A 19703-nucleotide genomic window follows, 5' to 3' on the forward strand; every position below is an offset into this window, starting at 1 on the left:
GGTCTAGCGCGCGGCGAGGGCGGGAGAGTCGACGTCGGCGCCGACGGCACGCAGGACGAACGCCTCGGTCGCCGCGATGGCCTGCTCCCGCGCCTCGGGGTCGTCGGGGACGAAACGTCCGGAGAGGCATGCGTTGACGAGCTGGACGGTGGTGTCGATGTCCTGCTCGGGGAACTCGCCGGCGTCGATGCCGGACTGCACGATGCGTCGCAGGATGGCCTCGACGAGCTCCGCGTGCTCGCGCAGGCGCTGGCGTGTCGTGCGCGAGAGCACGGTGCGCAGGTCGGGGCCCGGCGCGAGGTGGAAGATGCGCTTGAGCTGGGCCTGCTGCCGGATGTAGGTGCGCAGCTGCTCGACCGGGTCGTCCACGTCCTCGAGCGCACGCTCGAGCGTGCCGACGTACTGCTCCGTCTCGTGCGTGATGAACCCGAGGAGCAGGGCCTCCTTGTCGGGGAAGTGGTTGTACACCGCAGTGCGGCCGACGCTCGCGGCCGCGGCGATGTCGGCGAGCGAGATCGCGTCGAAGCCGCGGTCCATCATGAGGGTCGAGAGCGCCGCGAAGAGCTTCTGCCGGGTCTGGGCGCGGTGCTCGTGGAGGGACCCTCCGATGATCTTGGGCATGCTGACATCATAGGGACCGCGTGTCAGAACGCTAATCGCCGTCGTCTGGCACACTGCCGCCCATGGACACGACCGCCTCGCCCGAGGGCGTTGCCGCCCAGCCCGCCGACCCGGCGTTCCCGCCCGTCCCCGGCGACTCCAAGGACTGGACGTGGGTGATGGAGCGCCCATGCCAGGAGTGCGGGTTCGTCTCCTCCGACGTGACGCCGGACGACGTCGCGCCCACGGTGCGCGCCGCCATCCCTCGCTACGTGGGGGCCCTCCGGCGCGACGACGTCCGTGACCGCCCCGACGCGACGACCTGGTCGGTCCTCGAGTACGCCGCGCACGTGCGCGACGTCTTCTCGATCTTCGACGTGCGCCTGCAGTCGATGGTCGAGGGTGACGACCCGCAGTTCGCGAACTGGGACCAGGACGCGACCGCGGTCGAGCAGGACTACGCCCACCAGGACCCGGCCGTGGTGGCGCGCGAGCTCGAGATCGCGGGGGACCGGGTGGCGGGCCGCTTCGACGCGGTCGTGCCGGACCAGTGGGAGCGCCCGGGGCGCCGGTCGAACGGCTCGGTGTTCACGGTCCGCACCCTCGGGCAGTACTTCCTGCACGACGTCGTCCACCACCTGCACGACGTGCGGGCCTGACCCGCGGGCGGCCGAGGGGCCGACGCGTCGTCGTGACCTGTTCGTAACATCCCGGCATTCCGGACCAACTACGCTCCGGGCATGGACGCCAAGGTCGCCGGTCTCGTGCCCGAGGCGCACTCCGGTGCTCATCTCCTCGCCGTGCCACGCTCGCGCGGTACGGCGCGCACGCCGGTCGACGCGCTCGCCCGGGCGTGGTTCCCGGACGCGGCGTGGGTGGCCCCGCCCGGCGGCGGGGCGGCCCGGCCCATGGTCGGGGCACGCTTCCGTGGCGTGGTGCGCGACGACGTCGTGCCGCCCGGGGAGCTGCGGCTCACCGAGGGAGCGCGGGCCGTCGGGCCGTTCGCCCTGACGGCGTCCCAGACCCAGGCGCTCGACCTCGCGAGCGCCGCCGCCGAGGCCTTCGCGCTGCACGTCGACGACCCGGAGCCGCGCGGCGGACCCGTCGTGGTCCCCGACGACCGGGACGGGCTCACGAGGGCCTTCCCCGCCGGGCTGCCGCAGGGGACCGAGCTCCAGGTCCTGGGTTGGGCCGTCGCGGCGGCGCGGCGCGTGGGCGGCGCACTCGTCGTGGACGGGCGCGTCCTGACCCCCGACCCGGCGAGCGGCGTGGACCTCGACCTCTACAGCGCGCAGGTCCTCACGCCCGACGACGCGCTCGGGGTCCTGCGGACGGTCGTCCCCGGAGCGCGCGTCGAGGCGGTCGGCCCGCGGGAGGGCGGTCCGGCGGACTTCTCCCTCGCCGGAGACACCTCTTACGACGGCGGCGTGCGGCTCGGGATGCGCCGGGTGCCGGAGGTGCCGCTCGCGCTGGGCGCCCTGGACTGGCGCGAGTACGGCCCGTACGCCTACCACGTGTCGTGGTTGCCGCCCGACCCCTACGAGCTCACGGTCGAACGGCCGTCGGGCCTGCACCTCATCGCGCGCTCGCGCGTGCGCGTCCTCGTCGCGCGCCTCGCGGCCATGCTGCAGGGTCGGCTCGGCGGGACGCTCGTCGACGACGGCGGGTTCGTCGTCCGAGACCTCGACCTCGACGAGCGCCTGACCCCGACGGCGACGCCGACGACGCAGTTCTGGGTCTGACCCGCGTGCGCACTCGGCGCGCGGCGACGCTGAACGGTGGGTGTCGGGCGTGCGGACTGTCCACAGAATTGATCCACAGGGCTGTGGGTCCCGAGGGAATCCCGCGGGGGCGCCTGTGGATGAACCTGTGGCCTTCGGTGCGGGTCAAATGACATGCGTCGGAACCCTTGCAGACCCCTGTGACGAGGACTACAAACGTGCGTAACGGCCCGGACGGGCGCACACGGACGACGGAGTTCCGAAACGCAGCACAGGGGTCCACGGGCCCCCACCCGGAGCGCACGTCGCGCCGCTGGGCGCACGCGAGGGCACGGCTGACCGGAGAACGGTGGACGACCCGCGACCCCTGTCGCGGGCTGCGCGCGACGGCGCAGGTTCCGACCGGACCCGGAAGGCCGACCGCGATCGGCGCCACCGCCCGGCAACCCGGAGGACACCCTCCCGACGGCCGGCCGCGGCGACGTCGGGCCGCCACGTCGCGAGCGGCGCCCCGACGGGCCACCCGGCCCGACCGCCCCGGGGTCGCGGACACGGCGAGGCCCCTCGGAATCCTGCTCCGAGGGGCCTCGCTGCCATTGTCCCGCGGCGCCCGCGGCTGGACGAGAGCCACGCGGGCCCTGCGCGCCTACGCTCGTCCCATGAGCAACCTCGAGACCCGGCCCGAGGAGCGCGTCTGCTCGGCGGGCGCCCCTGACGGTGACCCGGCCACGGCTCCTGCCGGGCCGTCGGTCGAGATCCTCGAGCACCGCGACGTGCCGCTCGGTGGCACGCGCGCGATGCGCGTCCGCCGCACCATCCCGCAGCGGGCGCGCTCGCTCGTGGGCGCGTGGTGCTTCCTCGACCACTACGGCCCCGACCCGCTGCCGGCGATCGGTGACGGGACCGACGGCATGCAGGTCCCGCCCCACCCGCACACGGGCCTGCAGACGGTCACGTGGCTCTTCGCGGGGGAGATCCTGCACCGCGACTCGGTCGGCTCGCTGCAGACCGTCCGGCCGGGAGAGCTCAACCTCATGACGGCCGGGCGCGGCATCTCGCACTCCGAGGAGTCGCCGCGGGGGGAGCGTCCGCCCGTGCTGCACGGTGTCCAGCTCTGGGTCGCGCTCCCGGGCGACCGCCTCGCCGACCCGCCTGCGTTCGAGCACCACGCCGACCTCCCCGTCGTGACCGCCGACGGCGCGCGCGTGCAGGTATTCCTCGGCGCGCTGCGCGTGGGCGGAGCGGAGCTCCGGTCGTCCGCGACCACGTTCTCGCCGATCGTCGGCGCGCAGCTCGACCTCGAGCCCGGGGCGCGCGTGACGCTCGACGTGGACCCGGCGTTCGAGCACGGGCTGCTGGTGGACGACGGCGTGGTGCGCCTCGAGGGCGAGGACGTGCCGCCGTCGTCCCTCGGGTACGTCGCGCCGGGCCGAGCGACGCTCACGGTCGAGGCCGGCACGGACGGACCCGCGCGGGTCGTGCTGGTGGGCGGCGAGCCGTTCGGCGAGGACATCGTCATGTGGTGGAACTTCGTCGGCCGCTCGCACGACGACGTCGCGCGGGCCCGCGAGGAGTGGCAGGCGCAGCTCGTGGTCACGGGGGGCGACGGCCCGAACCACGGCGGCACGCGCTACGTCGAGGGCGCCCACGAGCGTCGCTACGGCGAGGTGGTCGGGTACGACGGCGGCCCGCTCCCCGCCCCGGCCCTCCCCGACGTCCGCCTCCGCCCCCGCACCCGCCCGACCCGGCCGAGGGAGCACCCCGGCCCGCCGAGGTAGAACCCTGGTCTGCCGACGTAGAACCGTGGTCTGCCGGAGTAGAACCGTGGTTCGCCGACGGCGGTCGGGTCGCCAGTAGACTGCCGCGCATGGCCAAGAACTCCACGCCCGACTTCGTGCTGCGCCCGTTCGAGGGGCTGCCCGGCGAGACCGACTGGGTCGCGATGCGCGAGGTCGTCCCCTCGGCCAGCGCGACCGCCCGCACGACGGCGGAGCACGGCGCGCGCGACGTCCTCGTGGTCACGGTCCTGCCCGCCGGTTGGGCAGCGCTGCACCGCCAGGACGGCACGATCCTCCTCGCCGTCCAGACCCTCGCCGGCTCGGGGGACACGAGCCGCGACCTCGCCGCGGCGCTGCTCGAGGCGATCGACGCGGAGCCCGGCACGTCGATCGAGACGAGCGCGCTGCCCGACGCCGGCCCGCGCCTGCAGGACGTGCTCGACCCGTCGGTCCCGTTCGAGGTCACGGTCCACGAGGACTTCACGTTCTGGCTCGACCCGTCCGCGGAGATGACGCCCGACCTGCGCGCGTCGCTCGACCAGGCCGCCGAGTCGATGGTCCCGACCGTCAAGCTCGACGCCGTGCCTTCGGCGTACTGGTGCCGCATGTCGCGCGAGTTCGTGCGCTGGGCGCGGCCCGAGCCGGAGGACGTGCTCATCGACGCGATCTCGCGCCTGCACGCGCGTCGCGAGTCCGGCCTCGCGGGCGGCAAGTTCGTCGGCGCGTTCCGCTCGAGCGGTCTGCTGGTCCCGGTCTGGGAGCTGCCGCGCGGCACGGAGGCCGACGAGCTCGAGGGACCGATCGCCGAGCTCGACGCCAAGCTCACCGAGGCGCTCGCCGTCACCGAGCCGCTCGACGCGAACGAGCGTCGCGCCCGCGCCGGCATCATCTCGCGCCAGGTCACGCTCCGCTGACAGCGGGCCTGTCGACGGGCGTCGTGGTCGAGTAGGATCCGGACGACCTGGGAACGCAGCCCGGTCGTCCTGCGAAGATCCCGAGCGGATCTGCTGGTGGAACAACGGCAAATCTGCGGCCAACTCTTTGCACTACTAGGCTGGGCGGCGTGAACGCGGACCATCGGTCGACTGAGACTGGGAACAACCCTGGGCGGGCGGCGAGCGCGCCGTCACCGACGTACCTCTCGGCGTCCGGGACGCGCGCCAGGACGCCGCGACCCGTCGCCGGCGACGGTCGGACCGGGCGGGCCGTGCGCCAGCGCGTCGCCGTGATCATCCCTGCGAAGGACGAGTCGCGCCGCATCGCCGCGACCGTGCGCGCCGCGAAGGCCATCCCGCACGTCGACCTCGTGCTCGTCGTCGACGACGGCAGCGAGGACGACACCCAGCACGTCGCGCGCGAGGCGGGCGCCGTCGTCGTGCGGCACTCGCACAACCGCGGCAAGGCCGCCGCCATGGAGACGGGCGCCGCCGTTGTGGCGATGCGCGACGCGCCGGACCGCCCGCCGCGCCTCCTGCTCTTCATCGACGGCGACCTCGGCGAGACCGCGGTGAACACCGCCCCCCTCGTCCTCCCCGTCCTCGACGGCCAGGCGGACGTCGCCATCGCGCTCCTGCCGCCCCAGCCCGGCGCCGGCGGCCGCGGCATCGTCGTCGGGGCCGCGCGCCGCGCCATCCAGTCGCTCACCGGGTGGACTCCTACCCAGCCGCTGTCCGGCATGCGCTGCCTCACGCGCGAGGCCTTCGAGGCGGCGACGCCGCTCGCGCGCGGGTGGGGAGTCGAGACCGGCATGACGATCGACCTGCTGCGCAAGGGCTACGTCGCCGTCGAGGTGCCGTGCGACCTGCGCCACCGCGCGTCGAGCAACGACCTCAAGGGCCAGCTCCACCGTGCGGCGCAGTACCGCGACGTGCTGCTCGCGGTGAACGCGCGCAAGGTGCGCTCCGCCGTCGACCGGGTGCGGACTCCCGCCAAGTAGTCGGTCGGGTCGGCTGCGTCGGGTCGCCCCGCCCGCTCGTCCCGGACGTCGGCTCCCGGACCGTTCGGCCCTACGTCGCCTTCGCGGTCGAGCGTGTCTTTCGACGTCGCGGCGGGGCTGGCGGCAGACTCTCGGCCGTAGGTCGTACTCATCGGATGTCGACGTCGGGAGCGTGCAGGTGCGAGGGAAACGATGGGCGGTGTTCTCGGCCGCGGTGCTGGGTGCCGTGGTGATCGGTGGGTGCAGCACCAACAACGGTGAGGATCGTGGAGGCCAGGTCGAGCCGTCGCAGGTCAGTGGTGCGACCCAGCAGCCGTCCGCAGCCGCGTCGCCGGAGGTCGACGCACTGGACGACACCGCCATCTGCAGTGCCTACGGTGACGTTCTGACGATCGTGGAGAATGCCGACATCGCCCTCGCAGAGGGGCGCATGGAGGCGCAGGAGCATCACGGCTGGTACGAGCTGGCGACCCGCGTGCTCGATCGGCTGCCCTCCGGTGGGGACAGCGCCGTGCAGACGGCGATCGGTGAGCTCAAGGAGGTCGCGCCGGCCGTCGCACCCGGGGCGTTCGCTGAGTCGACCGCGGTCGGTTCCCCCGAGTGGGACGAGGTGGACGCCCTCCTCGGCGACGCGTGCGACGACGTCGGCGCTCCGCTGACGATCAGCATGTTCACCGGCGGATGACACGACGAGCGGCCTCGGGTCAGGTGCGGGTGACCGTGGCCTTCTCGGCTTCGGTCCCGACCCCCGGCTCGGCCGCTGGCTCGCGCTCGAGGTCGGGGTCGGGGGGGCCGTCACCGGCGGCGTGGAGCGCGGCGACGGTGAGGAGCGGGATGGCCGGGATGAGCGCGATCATCGCGATGCGGACGCCGAAGTCGTTGACGAGCGAGCCGGCGACGCACACGATCCACAGGGCGAGGAGCGCCGGGCGGACGAGCGGCCAGGCCGCCTCGGTGCGCGCGAACCAGCGCGGGGTGAAGCGGCGGGGCCAGAAGAGGAGAAGCGCTGCCGCGACGAGCACGAGGATCGTCAGCCACACGGGGACGCCGCCGAGCACGGACCGCAGCGCGTAGCCGGCCTTGCGGAACAGGGTGTCCCAGGCCGATCCGTCGACGACCTGCCCGACGAACCGGCCCAGGTGCGAGCGCTGGTCCGCGGGCCTGAGCCAGTCGAGGATGCCCACCGCGGCGACGAGCGCGACCCCCGCCGCCGCCACGAGTGCGAACCGCCTCCAGGTGACGCGTGCGCCGGAGGCGGCGAGTCCCAGGACCGCGAACGCCGGGACGACGACGAGCCCGCCCCCGAGGTCGGCGCCGAGCGTCGGCCACACGTCGACGACCATGGTGACGAGCCCGATCGCGGCGACGACAGAAGCGGCGACGAACCGCCGGCCGCGCACGACGAGCCACTGCGCGAGCGCCGCGGCGAGAACGAGGGCGGCGACGGCGTACACGGAGAACGTGGGGTTGCCGAACCCGTAGAAGCGGGCGCCGAACGTCGGTGCGGAGCCGAGCGGGCTCGCGCGGTTGAGCGGCGTCCCGACGAGCGCGTCGAGCGTGAGCACAGCGAACGTGAGGCCGGCGACGATGCCCGGGCCGAGCCACACGGGCCGTCGCGGTGCGAGCGCGCCGAGCCCCGCGACGGCGGCCGTCATGAGGACCGTCGACAGGACGATCGCGAGGGTCTGGCTGCCGAACCGCCACCAGCCGGTGAGGGAGACGAGGAAGGCCGCGGCCGGGACGGCGGCGACGACGAGCGCCGCGCCCCGCGCCCAGTGGGTGGCGCGCGCCCAGCGCACGCGGGCGCGATCGTCGGTGGCGCGCGCCGCCCGTGGTGCGAGGAGCAGGCACAGGCCCGCTACCGCGAGGCCGGCGTAGAACGGCACGTCGACGAAGTAGGTGTACACGGCACGACGCACGTGGTCGCGCGTCGTGAGGTCCGCGAGCGCGTCGGCGGTCGACGTGGCGTCCGGCGGGCGGGGCGAGCCCCACGCGAGCGGCGTGTCCTGGATGCGTGCGGGCATCGCGGAGCCGGTCACCCCGGCCGCGTCCAGGACCGTCGCGGGCACGTCGAGGACCCGCGCGACGCCGTCGGTCCGCGTGGCCGCGCTCGTCACGTACCGGGCCTGGTCAGGCCCGTCGGAGGACGGCCGGACGAGCGTCGCACCGAGCGCGGGCCGCGTGCCGGGCGTGCCGGCGACGTCGACGACGAGCACGGTCGTGCCCGTCGGGGCGGCGTCGAGCACCGCGCCGACCGTGGCGTCGACCGCGGCGAGGCGGCCGGTGCGCTGCGCGTCACGCACGGTGGTGCCCTCCCCTGCGGGCAGCTCCGGGTCGAGGGCGGGGGCGGTCGCGTCGCCCGCGTCGACGACGGTCACGGGGCAGGCGAACGCGTCGCCGCCGCGCGTGGTCGCCGCGGAGAGGTCGCGGTACCGGTCGACGTGCCCTTCGGGGTCCGCGAGGGCGATCCCCGCTCGTGGCCCGACGGCGGTCGCGCACACCGCGCCACCCCCCGCCCCGGACCCGGTCGCCCCGGCCGTCGCGAGCGCCTCGCCCAGCACGCCGAGCCGCGCCTGGTAGCCGGAGCCTCGCTGCAGCGCGACGAGGTCGTCCCAGCCGTCGACGGTGGCGCCGTCCTGAGCGACGACGACCCGCGTCGTCGGGCAGACCCACGTCCCGTCCGGGGCGCGCTCGGTAGCGACCTCCGCGAGCTGGCCCGCGGAGAGGGCGAGCCAGCCGCCGACGGTGCACCGGCTCGCGGCTCCGGTCGGCTGCGCGGCGCCCGCGGCGCCCGCGCCGTCGGTGAGCAGGGCGTGCAGCGTGGGGGTCTGCGACGCGGTGACGTCGGCCCACGTCACCCCGGTGGTGCCGACGACGACGAGCGGCCGGTCGGTCGCGATCGCGTCGGAGCGCGTGACGGTCGCCTCGCCGCCCGCCCGGGCGGCCGCGGACGCCGGCCGCGCGCTGCCCGACCCGACGACCGTCGAGGCGAGCAGCACCACGAGGAGGAGACCGCCACCGACGGTGACGAGCATCGTCGGCATGCGCCGGACCCCGGGCTCGGGCAGCGCGGCGCCCACCGTGGGCGGAGCGGTCAGGAACCCGGGCACGATCGTCGAGGCCGCGACGATCACGACCATGGCGCCGATGATCACGCCGGAGTCGTTGAGCACCGAACCGACGCCGGCCGCGACGACGAGCGCGACGACGAGCGGGCGCAGCAGTGGCCAGCGCTCGTACGCGCGCGCGACCTCCGGCAGCCGGAAGCGCTCCGGCCGCAGCGTGGCGAGCGCGGCGAGCACGACGAGCAGCGCCGCGAGCGCGCCCACCGGGTTCGCGATGGTCGCCCACGCACCGAGCGCCTTGCGGCCGACCACCTCGAGGGCGGCACCGTCGACGACGGTCTGCACGAAGCCGCCGAGGTGGGAGCTCCCGCCGGGGACCAGCCAGTCGACGACCGCGACGACCGCGACGACGAGCACCGTGAGGGCAGCGACGACGAGCACGCGCAGCCAGGTGATCCGCACCTGCCCGACGAGCAGCGCGAGCACCGCGAACGCGGGGACGAGCGCGAGGATCCCGCCGAAGTCCGCGCCGAACGCGGGCCAGCCGTCGACGACGACGGTCACGGCGCCGACGGCGACGACCAGCCACGCGCCGAGCCTCTGCCGACCCCGGGCGAGTGCAGCGCTCGCGAGCCCGCCGGCGAGCACGAGCCCCGCCACCGCGTAGACCGCGAAGGTCACGTTGTTGAAGCCGTAGAAGCGGGTGAAACCGACGACGGCCGACGTGCCGAGCAGGGACGCCTGCTGGAGCGTGGTGCCGGTGGCGCCGTCGACCGTGAGGACGAGCCACGTGACGCCCGCGAGGGCGGTCGGCAGGGCCCACGGACGGTCGGGCAGGAGCCGCGAGACGCACCACGCGACGAGCGCCACGACGACGGCGCTGAGCGCGAGCGCCAGGGTGAGCGCGGGTGCCGGGGCGCTCCAGACCCACCAGCGCGACAGGCTCGCGAGCGAGGCGGCGACGGGTGCGGCGGCCGCGACCGTGAGCACCGCGGAGAGGACGCGTCGGCCAGCGGGGCCGGGGCGCGACGGCAGGCCGCGGCGCGCGGCCGACCGCCGCATCCACAGGGCGCCCCCCAGGGCGACGACGAGCGTGGCGACGAGCAGCCCGACGAGCACGGGGTACAGCGTCGGGATGGTGCTCGTGAGGACGTTGAGGTACTGCCGGTTCTCGACCGTCCGGGCGACGTCCATGCGTCGCACCTCGCCGAGCGTCAGCGGGTTGCCGTCGAACCCCTCGGTGCTGCCCCCGGCCGACTCGACGACGGTCGCGGAGAGGTCGACGAGCTGCACGATGCCGTCCTGCTGCGTGCTGGGGGAGTGCAGCCACCGGCTCGTCGGCTCACCTTTGCGCCAGTCGACGACGACAGGCAGCCCCGGCTCGCCGACCGGTCCGGCCGGCACGCCGGCGACGAGGACCCGCGTACCCCGGTCGACCTCGTCCATGACGCGCGCGAGCGCTTCGTCGAGCGCGTCGAGGCTCTGCCCGCGGCCGTTGGCGGAGTCCACGATCTCGCCCTGGTCGACGACGGTCACGTCGCACGCGGTCAGGCCGCCGTCAGGGAGGGCGGACAGCGCGGGGGCGTAGCGCGCGAGTCGGCCGTTCGCGTCCGCGAGCATGACCGCTGCCCCGGGGCCGACGGCGGTCGTGCACACGTCCGTCTCGGCGAGCCGGGCGGCGACCGTCCCGGGTGCGTGGCGCGTCGTCGAGGGGGTGGCGGCCGCGTCCTCCTCCTCGGTCGGCGCCGTGAGCGTCGTCCAGCCGGGCACGTCGGCAGGCAGGGCCTCGGGCGTCGTCGCGCCGTCTGCCTGGACGCTCGGCACGGGGAGCGGGGGGCAGCTCGGCGCGGGCGGCTCGGTGCCGACGACGGGCGGTTCCACGGGCGTCTCGGCCGCGGCACGGTCCTGGGAGACCATCCGCCCCGCGGAGAGCGTGAGCCACGCGTCCGTCGTGCAGGTCGTGCGCCCGACGCTCAGCGAGGCGACGGAGCCCGTCCGGATCATCGACCACAGCGTCGGCGTCGCGGTGGGGGAGACGTCGCTCCAGTACAACCCCGCCACGGCCACGAGCACCACCGGCTCCGGTTCGACCGCCTCCTCCGCGGCCTGCGCCGCCGCCGGTCCGGCCGTCACCGCCCCGAGCAACGAGAGCAGCCCGACCGCGAGGGCCACCGCGAGCGCCGTAGCCCGCGCACCGACCCCACGCCCCGGACGTGCGGGAACGCGGCGGACGGGGAGGTGCTCGGAGGCCGGGAACGTCACGCGACCAGCCTACGGGGGCGTCCCACGCCGCCCCGGGGCCGGCGAGCGCCGTCGTCGCAGGTCCGCCCCGGACGCTCACCCCGCCTCCACGCCGCTCGCGCGAGTCGACCACGCCGCTCTCGCCGGGAGCCACGCGCGACGGTGACGCGACACCAGGTCGGGACGGGAGGGGGCCGCCCCCTCGCGCCCCGTCCACCTGGCCGACACCGCGGGTCTGTCGAACGGGCGTCAGGCCGTCCGCACCACGAGCGCCCCCGGATCGACGCGCGACTCGAGCTCGAGGGCGAGCCCCAGCACGTCGCCGTCGACCTGCGCCTGCTCGCCGTCCTCCACGCTCACCCGCACGCGGCGCGCCCGCGCGTGGTCGATGCGGCCGATCTTCGCGGGCAGGTCGTTGCGGACGCCCAGCCCTTGCATGACGACCTCGCCGAAGAGCTGCGCCCACCCCATGACGCCGCCGCGGGTGTCGACGGCGGCGACGTCGAGGACGCCGTCGTCGATGACGGCGTCGGGCAGGAGGGTGATGCCGCCGGGGAGGCGACCGCAGTTGCCGATCATGAGGGAGCGCAGGCGGGCGTCGACGGGCGGGGTGTCGTCGAGCTGGATGCGCGCACGCATGCGGCGGCCGTGCAGGTGCCGGATGCCGGCGACGAAGTACGCGACCCAGCCGACCTTGGCCTTGAGCTCGTCGTCGGCGTCGGCGACCATGGCGGCGTCGAACCCGAGGCCGGCGATGACGAGGAAGATGTGCTCCTTCGAGCGGTGCGGGCTGCCCGGTGCGGTGACGGGCGGGATGCGGCCCTCGTCGCCGGGGACCTCGCCGTCGTCCTCGGCCCACCGCAGCACGCGGACCCAGCCGACGTCGACGGGCCGGTCGGACCCGGCGATGACGACCGCGAGCGCGGCGCGCGCGTCCCCGACGGGCAGGTCGAGGTTGCGGGCGAGGAGGTTGCCCGTGCCGACGGGCAGGAGCCCCATGGTGCGGCCGCTGCCCACCATGGCCTCCGCGACGGCGCGGACCGTGCCGTCCCCGCCGACGGCGACGACGACGTCGGCCCCGCGCGCGAGGGCGGCGCGGGTCTGCCCGACGCCCGGGTCCTCGACGGTCGTCTCGTACCAGAGAGGGGCGGGCAGGGCCGCGTCGGCGAACGCGCCGCGCACGACGGCCTCGAGCCCGGCGACGTCGGGCTTCGACGGGTTGGCGACGAACGCGACGAGCTCGCGCGGGTCGTCGTCGGGCGGCGCGTCGTCGGCCGGGACCGCATCACCCTCGGCGCGGCGCATGCGCTGCTGCTGCGCGCGCAGGCCGAGCGCGACGGCGAGCGCGACGACGGCGACGGCGAGCGCCGCGATCGCGAGCCACAGGGTCCATGCCATGGTCGACACCGTAGCGGGGTGGGTCGGCGCCGGTGGCGCTCGGGTGTTCGTTAGGCTGCTGGCGTGATCGACCTCCGCCTCCTGCGCGACAACCCCGACCTCGTCCGTACCAGCCAGGTCACCCGTGGTGACGACCCGGCACTGGTGGACGCCGCCCTCGACGCCGACGCGCGCCACCGGTTCGCGCTGAGCGAGTTCGAGAACCTGCGTGCGGAGCAGAAGTCGCTCGGCAAGAAGGTCGCGCAGGCGCAGGGCGAGGAGAAGCAGGAGCTCCTGGCGCACACCAAGCAGCTCGCCGCGGACGTCAAGGCGCGCCAGGCCGACGCGGACGGCGCGGCGGAGGAGCTGCGCGGGCTGCTCTACCGCATCTCGAACGTCGTCGCGGGCGCGCCCGCGGGCGGCGAGGACGACTACGTCGTGCTGCGCGAGGAGGGCACGATCCGCGACTTCGCCGCGGAGGGCTTCACCCCGCGCGACCACCTGGACCTCGGCGAGGGCCTGCGCGCGATCGACACCGAGCGCGGCGCCAAGGTGTCGGGCGCGCGGTTCTACTACCTGACCGGCGTCGGCGCGCGGCTCGAGCTCGCGCTGCTCAACGCGGCGATGGACACCGCGCTCGCAGCGGGCTTCACGCCCGTCATCACGCCGACGCTGGTGCGTCCCGAGGTCATGCAGGGCACCGGGTTCCTCGGCGCCCACGCGGACGAGATCTACCGGCTCGAGAAGGACGACCTCTACCTCGTCGGGACGAGCGAGGTGGCGCTCGCGGGCTACCACGCGAACGAGATCGTCGACCTCTCGGACGGCCCGCTGCGCTACGCCGGGTGGAGCGCGTGCTACCGCCGCGAGGCCGGCTCGCACGGCAAGGACGTGCGGGGCATCATCCGCGTGCACCAGTTCCACAAGGTCGAGATGTTCAGCTACTGCGACCCGGCCGACGCCGAGGCGGAGCACCAGCGCCTGCTCGGCTGGGAGGAGCAGATGCTGCGCCTCGTCGACCTGCCGTACCGCGTCATCGACACCGCGGCCGGCGACCTGGGGTCGAGCGCCGCGCGCAAGTTCGACTGCGAGGCGTGGCTGCCCACGCAGCAGCGCTACCTCGAGCTGACGTCGACGTCGAACTGCACGACGTTCCAGGCGCGCCGCCTCAACGTGCGCGAGCGCGTCGAGGTCGACGGGAAGAGCGAGACCCGGACCGTCGCGACGCTCAACGGGACGCTCGGGACGACGCGCTGGATCGTCGCGATCCTCGAGAACCACCAGCAGGCCGACGGGTCGGTCCGCGTGCCCGAGGGGCTGCGCCCGTACCTCGGCGGGCTCGAGGTCCTCGAGCCGGTGCGCGCGTGACGGGTGCGGCGGAGCCGATGCTCGTCGCGCTCGACATCGACGGCACGCTCCTGTCCTACGACCAGGAGCTGTCGGAGGACGTGCGCGACGCCGTCGCGGACCTGCGTGCGGCGGGGCACCACGTCGTGCTGGCGTCGGGGAGGTCGCTCATCGCGATGACGCCGGTCGCGGAGATCCTCGGGATCGACCGCGGGTGGGTCGTCGCGTCCAACGGCGCCGTGACGGCGCGCCTCGACCCGGAGGAGCCCGAGGGCTACGCGCTCGAGGACGTCGTGACGTTCGACCCCGGCCCCGCGCTGCGGCTGCTGCGCGAGCACCTGCCCCAGGCGCGGTACGCCGTCGAGGACGTCGGCGTCGGGTTCCGCATGAACGAGCTCTTCCCCGAGGGGGAGCTCGACGGCGTGCACCGCGTCGTGGACTTCGACGAGCTGTGGTCCGGGGAGGTCACGCGAGTCATCGTGCGGGCCCCGGAGTCGACGAGCGAGCAGTTCCACGAGCTCGTCGAGCACCTCGGTCTCGACGACGTGACGTATGCCGTCGGCTGGACCGCGTGGATGGACCTCGCGCCGCTGGGGGTGACGAAGGCGACCGGGCTCGAGCAGGTGCGCCGGGCGCTGCACGTCCAGCCGCACCGGACCGTCGCGGTCGGCGACGGCCGCAACGACGTCGAGATGCTGCAGTGGGCGGCCCGCGGCGTCGCGATGGGCCACGCGGACGAGGTCGTCCAGGCCGCGGCGGACGAGGTGACGGGCACGATCGCCGACGACGGCGCGGTCACGGTCCTGCGCAGCCTCCTGCCCTGAGGCCACGGCCCCGTGACGTGCCGGGGCTGGTTCGGGCGTGCCGTGCTCGGGTCCGCGGCAGTGCTCGACCGGGTCGCGCGGTTCGTGGTCGGTTCCGCGGGTGGGGCGGCGTCGGTGCTCGGGCCGTCGGACACCACGGTTCTACCTCGCGCAACCACGGTTCTACCTCGGCAGAGCACGGTTCTCCCTCGCCCGTTGGGGTGACGGGCCGAGGGTCGAGTCACGGGCGGAAGACGTCCTCGATGCGGCAGCCGAACACCTCGGCGATGCGGAACGCGAGCGGGAGGGACGGGTCGAAGCGGCCGCGCTCGATGGAGATCACCGTCTGCCGTGACACCCCGAGACGGGTGGCGAGCTCGGCCTGCGACCAACCCCGCTCTGCGCGGCGCGCAGCCATGTCGTTGTCCACGGGTGCCCTACGACTCGCGTCGCGAGACGACGGCGTGCCGGACGAAGAAGTCGACCATCGCGACCAGCACGACCACCGCGAGGGCGAAGGAGACGCTCAGCTGGAGCCCGGTGAGACTGACGGCGGCGAGCGTGAGCCCTGCGACGATCAGCACGTCCCAGAACGCGCCCGCCGCGGCGCGTTCCGTCCACCGCCGCTCGACGTTCTCCTCCGCGTGCGGCTCGGGTGCGTTCGTGCGCGGCAGGACGACCAGGTACCAGCCGAGCATGAACGCGGGCGGCAGGACGCACACCGTGAAGACGGCAGCGACGAGCCAGAAGTCCTCGCGCCGGAACAGACCCGCGGCGACGCCGACGGAAGCAGCGACGAGGAGAGCGACGAGAGCGGCTCCCGCCCAGGCCCACCAGGGCGCTCGTCGCTCGCCGTCCGCCAGGGTCCAGGGGTCGGGGGCCTCGGGGGCCTCGCCGTCGCGGGACGGAACGGTGGGGTGGGACACAGGACTCTCTCCTCCTTGGTCAAGGGTGCTTGACACAGGGGAGTCAACAGCGCGCCCGGGCGCATGTCAAGCGTGCTTGACCATGCGTGCCGGGGCGAGGGTCGGCCCGTGCCGTCAGGATGGCGGCGGGCGCGAAGGTCGCGGACTCAGTCGCGCGGCTCGCGCGCAGTGAGGACGACGGGGCCGTCCGGGGTGATCGCGATGGTGTGCTCGCTGTGCGCGCCGCGCGACCCGTCGGCCGAGCGCAGGGTCCAGCCGTCGGGGTCGGTGAAGATCTCGTCGGTCGTCTCGAGGAACCAGGGCTCGATCGCGATGACGAGGCCCGGCTTGAGCGGGAAGCCGCGCTTGCGGCGGCCGTCGTTGGGGATGTGCGGCTCGCCGTGCATGGTGCGGCCCACGCCGTGCCCGCCGAAGTCGGTGTTCACCGTGTAGCCGGCCGCGTGCGCGACGTCGGCGATCGCCGCGGAGATGTCGCCCACCTTCTTGCCGGGCTGCGCGGCGGCGATCCCCGCCTCGAGCGCGCGCTCCGTCGTCTGGATGAGCCTGGCGTCCGCCTCGCCGAGCGCGCCCGCGCGCGGCGTCCCGACGACGAACGACAGCGCCGAGTCCGCCACCCAGCCGTCGACCGACGCCGCGAAGTCGATGCTCAGGAGGTCGCCGTCGCGCAGCGCGTAGTCGTGCGGCAGGCCGTGCAGCACCGCGTCGTTGACCGACGTGCAGATGACCTTGCCGAACGGGCTCGCGCCGAACGACGGGTGGTAGTCGATGTAGCACGACTCGGCGCCCCGCTCACGGATCATCTTGTGCGCGACCTCGTCGAGCTCGAGCAGGTTCGTCCCGACCTTCGTGGCGGCGCGCACGGTGGTGAGGACGTCGGCGACGAACCGTCCCGCGGGCCGCATCTGGTCGATCTCCCGCGGCGTCCTCAGCTCGATCATCGTGGTCCTTCCGGTTCGGGGTCGTGCCCGACGGCGCGGTGCCGACGGGCGCGGTGCCGGCACACGGGTGTCGTGCGGGCGTCCCCACGATATCGGTCACCGCGCCGCCACGGCGCGAGCGCACGGCGGAGCTCGTTGGGAGGGCAAGCGCTTGCATCGATCTGCTCACGATGTGGCACGGCACCTCGCCAGGCCCTGTCAGGCGTGGCAGCATCACCCGTCGTGGCAGGTATCGACGACGTCGCCCAGGCCGCCGGGGTGTCCACGGCGACCGTCTCGCGCGCCCTGCGCGGCCTGCCGAACGTCTCCGAGGTCACCCGGCTGCGGGTCCTCGCCGAGGCGGCGCGCCTCGGGTACGTGCCCACGCCGTCGGCGTCGTCGCTGGCGACCGGCCGCACGCGGACCATCGGCGTGCTCACGCCGTGGGTCAACCGGTGGTTCTTCGCCAACGTCATCGAGGGGGCCGAGCGTGCCCTGCGCGACGTCGGTTACGACGTCCTGCTCTACACGTTCGACGTCCGCCGCACCGCTGCCCGCCGGCGCGTCGACCCGAGCGTCCTGCGGCACCGCGTCGACGGCACGCTCGTCGTGGGGCTGCCGCTCGACGACGACGAGGTGCGCTCGCTCGTCGGGCTCGCGCGCCCGTTGGCGTTCGTCGGGTCGGGTCCGGCGGACCAGGTGACGGTGCGGCTCGACGACGTCGCGACCGGGCACGCCGCGACCCAGCACCTGATCGACCTCGGCCACCGCGTGATCGGTCACGTGACGGGAGCGCCCGACCTCGTGTCGTCGTGGTCGCCCCCGGCCGGCCGGTCGACCGGCTACGAGCGCGCGCTCGAGGAGGCGGGGATCGTCGTCGAGCGCGAGCTCGAGGTGAACGGCGACTTCGACGTCGCGGGGGGACGCGGGTCGACCGCTGAGTTGCTGCGCCGCCGCCCCGACGTGACGGCCGTGTTCGCGGCGTCGGACGAGATGGCGATGGGAGCGATCCTCGCCGCGCGCGACCTCGGGCTGGGTGTGCCCGGCGACCTGTCCGTCGTCGGCGTGGACGGTCACGACCTCGGCGAGCTCGTCGGGCTCACGACCATCGCCCAGGACGCCTACCAGCAGGGCTTCGACGCCTCCATGCTCCTGCTGGAGATGATCAACGGAGCGCCCGTCCCGGAGAGCCTCACCTACCCGACCGAGCTCGTCCGCCGGGGCTCGACCGGCCCGCCGCGCGGCTCGTCGTAGCTCCGGGCGTGTGCCCGGAACCTTGTCGCGCGCTGGCGCGCGCCCGTGGGAGCGTGGCCATCGTGGCGCGGGCGAGAGAGCGCGGTCTCGGCGCACGTGACGCAATCGTTACGCAAACTCACCTCTTCTGTGCTTGCGGCTCGGGGATGCAACCGCTTGCATGGTGCTCAGGGCGGGAGCGCACCAGCGCTCGCGACGCGCGTGCGCCCGGTCTCACCGGACCGGGCCGACGGCGTCCGTACCCACGACGAGGTGGAGGCTGACATGACCAGGACCACGAGGACCAGCGCGGGACGTCGCCGCACGCTGGCCGTCGCCGCCGGCGGCGCGAGCCTCGCGCTCGTGCTCGCCGCGTGCGGTGGCGGCGGGGACGGGGGCGACGGCGGGGACGGCGGCGGAGACGCCGCGACCCCCGAGATCGACTGTGCTCCCTACGAGGAGTTCGGCGACCTCGAGGGCACCGAGGTGTCCGTCTACACGTCGATCGTCGAGCCGGAGCAGGAGACGCAGGAGGCCTCGTACGACCCGTTCGAGGAGTGCACCGGCGTCACCGTCAACTACGAGGGGTCGCGCGAGTTCGAGGCCCAGCTCCTCGTGCGCATCCAGGCCGGCAACGCGCCCGACATCGCGTACCTGCCGCAGCCCGGGCTGCTGAACACGATCGTCACGGACTTCCCGGACGAGATCGTCCCCGCACCCGAGCAGACGGTCGCAAACGTCGACGAGTTCTTCAGCGAGTCCTGGAAGAACTACGGCACGGTCGACGGCACGTTCTACGCCGCGCCGCTCGGCTCGAACGTCAAGTCGTACGTCTGGTACTCGCCGACCATGTTCGAGGACGCCGGCTACGAGGTGCCGACCACGTGGACCGAGATGATGGACCTCTCCGATCAGATCGTCGAGGACGGCGCGATGCCGTGGTGCGCGGGCGTCGAGTCCGGTGACGCGACCGGGTGGCCGGCGACCGACTGGATCGAGGACGTCGTGCTCCGGACCGCCGGTCCGGAGGTCTACGACCAGTGGTACACCCACGAGATCCCGTTCAACGACCCGCAGATCGTCGAGGCGTTCGACACGGCCGGTGAGATCCTCAAGAACCCCGAGATGGTGAACGCCGGTCTCGGTGGCGTCGACTCGATCGCCACGACGACGTGGACCGACGCGGGCTACCCGATCCTCGACGGCACATGCTGGCTGCACCGCGCCGCGAACTTCTACCAGACGCAGTGGCCGGAGGGTACCGAGGTCGCCGAGGACGGCGACGTCTACGCGTTCTACCTGCCGACGGACCAGACCGACATCAAGCCGGTCCTCGGCGGCGGCGAGTTCGTCGCGGCGTTCGACGACCGCCCCGAGGTGCAGGCGTTCCAGACCTACCTGTCGAGCGCGGACTGGGCGAACACGAAGGCCATGACCACGCCGCAGGGCGGCTGGGTCAGCGCCAACAACGGTCTCGACCCGGAGAACCTGGCGACGTCGTTCGACCAGCTCTCCGCCGAGATCCTCGCCGACCCCGACGCCGTGATCCGCTTCGACGCGTCCGACCTCATGCCTGGTGAGGTCGGGGCCGGGACCTTCTGGACCGGGATGGTGAACTGGTTCACGGGCGCCGACACGCAGGAGGTCGTCGACACGATCGAGGCGTCCTGGCCGGCCTCGTCGTGACCCCGCCGGACGGGGCCGTGTCCCGTCCGCGCAGCGTATGACCGGAGGGGGGTCCGCCCACTGTGGCGGACCC

Annotated in this window: 16 protein-coding genes; 10 read left to right on the forward strand and 6 right to left on the reverse strand. The window is 74.2% G+C overall.

The window, feature by feature from the left end; translation table 11 throughout:
* Positions 1–3 precede the first annotated feature (3 nt).
* Positions 4–621: a TetR/AcrR family transcriptional regulator gene (locus ACMXGY_RS02320; protein WP_483775278.1), complete on the reverse strand. Its 618-nt coding sequence runs from the start codon at positions 619–621 to the stop codon at positions 4–6.
* Between the two features lie 62 nt (positions 622–683).
* Here ACMXGY_RS02320 and ACMXGY_RS02325 point away from each other — a divergent pair, with 62 nt between their 5' ends.
* The 6 genes from ACMXGY_RS02325 (at position 684) to ACMXGY_RS02350 (ending at position 6720) form a co-directional block, all read left to right on the forward strand.
* Positions 684–1259, forward strand: a complete 576-nt coding sequence (locus ACMXGY_RS02325) for a DinB family protein (RefSeq protein ID WP_483775279.1) — start codon at positions 684–686, stop codon at positions 1257–1259.
* 81 nt (positions 1260–1340) lie between these two features.
* On the forward strand, positions 1341–2342 hold the full coding sequence (locus tag ACMXGY_RS02330) for a hypothetical protein (protein ID WP_483775280.1): 1002 nt from the start codon (positions 1341–1343) through the stop codon (positions 2340–2342).
* Positions 2343–2980: 638 nt separating this feature from the next.
* Positions 2981–4099, forward strand: coding sequence for a pirin family protein (locus ACMXGY_RS02335; protein ID WP_483775281.1), 1119 nt, complete (start codon positions 2981–2983; stop codon positions 4097–4099).
* 89 nt (positions 4100–4188) lie between these two features.
* A complete protein-coding gene (locus tag ACMXGY_RS02340) occupies positions 4189–5013 on the forward strand; it encodes a DUF5926 family protein (protein ID WP_483775282.1) in 825 nt (274 codons plus the stop codon).
* 149 nt (positions 5014–5162) lie between these two features.
* The gene (locus ACMXGY_RS02345; RefSeq protein WP_483775283.1) at positions 5163–6035 is read left to right on the forward strand and encodes a glycosyltransferase family 2 protein; all 873 of its coding nucleotides are present in this window, start codon (positions 5163–5165) and stop codon (positions 6033–6035) included.
* 199 nt (positions 6036–6234) lie between these two features.
* A complete protein-coding gene (locus ACMXGY_RS02350) occupies positions 6235–6720 on the forward strand; it encodes a hypothetical protein (RefSeq protein WP_483775284.1) in 486 nt (161 codons plus the stop codon).
* 19 nt (positions 6721–6739) lie between these two features.
* Here the strand turns inward: ACMXGY_RS02350 and ACMXGY_RS02355 are convergent, their stop codons facing one another.
* Positions 6740–11362, reverse strand: a complete 4623-nt coding sequence (locus ACMXGY_RS02355) for a hypothetical protein (RefSeq protein ID WP_483775285.1) — start codon at positions 11360–11362, stop codon at positions 6740–6742.
* Between the two features lie 228 nt (positions 11363–11590).
* On the reverse strand, positions 11591–12739 hold the full coding sequence (locus ACMXGY_RS02360) for a diacylglycerol/lipid kinase family protein (protein WP_483775286.1): 1149 nt from the start codon (positions 12737–12739) through the stop codon (positions 11591–11593).
* Positions 12740–12802: 63 nt separating this feature from the next.
* On the opposite strand from ACMXGY_RS02360, the gene serS reads away from it, so the two are divergent.
* A complete protein-coding gene (gene serS, locus ACMXGY_RS02365) occupies positions 12803–14086 on the forward strand; it encodes a serine--tRNA ligase (protein ID WP_483775287.1) in 1284 nt (427 codons plus the stop codon).
* Between the two features lie 17 nt (positions 14087–14103).
* Complete coding sequence (locus ACMXGY_RS02370; protein WP_483776769.1) at positions 14104–14889, forward strand: HAD family hydrolase; 786 nt, start codon at positions 14104–14106, stop codon at positions 14887–14889.
* A gap of 220 nt (positions 14890–15109) precedes the next feature.
* Here the strand turns inward: ACMXGY_RS02370 and ACMXGY_RS02375 are convergent, their stop codons facing one another.
* The 3 genes from ACMXGY_RS02375 to map all read right to left on the reverse strand — a co-directional run bounded on the left by ACMXGY_RS02375 (position 15110) and on the right by map (position 16732).
* The gene (locus ACMXGY_RS02375) at positions 15110–15286 is read right to left on the reverse strand and encodes a helix-turn-helix transcriptional regulator (protein WP_483775288.1); all 177 of its coding nucleotides are present in this window, start codon (positions 15284–15286) and stop codon (positions 15110–15112) included.
* A gap of 19 nt (positions 15287–15305) precedes the next feature.
* Positions 15306–15794: a hypothetical protein gene (locus ACMXGY_RS02380; RefSeq protein ID WP_483775289.1), complete on the reverse strand. Its 489-nt coding sequence runs from the start codon at positions 15792–15794 to the stop codon at positions 15306–15308.
* A 146-nt stretch (positions 15795–15940) separates the two neighbouring features.
* Entirely contained in the window at positions 15941–16732 is a 792-nt protein-coding gene (map, locus tag ACMXGY_RS02385) for a type I methionyl aminopeptidase (protein WP_483775290.1), read from the reverse strand.
* Positions 16733–16954: 222 nt separating this feature from the next.
* Here map and ACMXGY_RS02390 point away from each other — a divergent pair, with 222 nt between their 5' ends.
* Positions 16955–17965, forward strand: a complete 1011-nt coding sequence (locus tag ACMXGY_RS02390; protein ID WP_483775291.1) for a LacI family DNA-binding transcriptional regulator — start codon at positions 16955–16957, stop codon at positions 17963–17965.
* A gap of 264 nt (positions 17966–18229) precedes the next feature.
* Positions 18230–19630, forward strand: a complete 1401-nt coding sequence (locus ACMXGY_RS02395; protein WP_483775292.1) for an ABC transporter substrate-binding protein — start codon at positions 18230–18232, stop codon at positions 19628–19630.
* Positions 19631–19703 lie beyond the last annotated feature (73 nt).

Source organism: Cellulosimicrobium sp. G4 BAM 1002, assembly GCF_057126935.1.

Excerpts from the sequence above, each read along its gene's own strand:
- ACMXGY_RS02320 (WP_483775278.1), bottom strand. The coding sequence starts at position 621 with ATGCCCAAGATCATCGGAGGGTCCCTCCACGAGCACCGCGCCCAGACC.
- ACMXGY_RS02325 (WP_483775279.1), top strand. The coding sequence starts at position 684 with ATGGACACGACCGCCTCGCCCGAGGGCGTTGCCGCCCAGCCCGCCGAC.
- ACMXGY_RS02330 (WP_483775280.1), top strand. The coding sequence starts at position 1,341 with ATGGACGCCAAGGTCGCCGGTCTCGTGCCCGAGGCGCACTCCGGTGCT.
- ACMXGY_RS02335 (WP_483775281.1), top strand. The coding sequence starts at position 2,981 with ATGAGCAACCTCGAGACCCGGCCCGAGGAGCGCGTCTGCTCGGCGGGC.
- ACMXGY_RS02340 (WP_483775282.1), top strand. The coding sequence starts at position 4,189 with ATGGCCAAGAACTCCACGCCCGACTTCGTGCTGCGCCCGTTCGAGGGG.
- ACMXGY_RS02360 (WP_483775286.1), bottom strand. The coding sequence starts at position 12,739 with ATGGCATGGACCCTGTGGCTCGCGATCGCGGCGCTCGCCGTCGCCGTC.
- ACMXGY_RS02370 (WP_483776769.1), top strand. The coding sequence starts at position 14,104 with ATGCTCGTCGCGCTCGACATCGACGGCACGCTCCTGTCCTACGACCAG.
- ACMXGY_RS02375 (WP_483775288.1), bottom strand. The coding sequence starts at position 15,286 with ATGGCTGCGCGCCGCGCAGAGCGGGGTTGGTCGCAGGCCGAGCTCGCC.
- map (WP_483775290.1), bottom strand. The coding sequence starts at position 16,732 with ATGATCGAGCTGAGGACGCCGCGGGAGATCGACCAGATGCGGCCCGCG.
- ACMXGY_RS02395 (WP_483775292.1), top strand. The coding sequence starts at position 18,230 with ATGACCAGGACCACGAGGACCAGCGCGGGACGTCGCCGCACGCTGGCC.